Raw genomic sequence first — 201 nt, forward strand, 5'->3', positions numbered from 1 at the left:
GAGGTTACCTATGTAGCAGGTTGGTCAGGAAGTACAACAATTACAGCAAGCGCTGCAGGATGTAACGGTCCTGTTACCACTACACATGTAGTAACAGTGACCCCGACAGTAAGTATTGCAGCCTTCAGTCCAGCAACTTCAACCCGTTGCCAAGGAGCAGGAGCAGTAACCACTACTACCACAGCTACGAATTCAACAGGT

General features: G+C 48.8%; 1 protein-coding gene. It reads left to right on the forward strand.

Going from position 1 to position 201, the window contains the following annotated elements; translation table 11 throughout:
* Positions 1-201, forward strand: a 201-nt coding sequence (locus tag WFZ86_RS20380; RefSeq protein WP_342693652.1) for a hypothetical protein, incomplete at both ends; no start/stop codon positions are given.

Source organism: Flavobacterium polysaccharolyticum, from assembly GCF_038739875.1.
GTDB classification, from domain to species: Bacteria; Bacteroidota; Bacteroidia; order Flavobacteriales; family Flavobacteriaceae; genus Flavobacterium; species Flavobacterium polysaccharolyticum.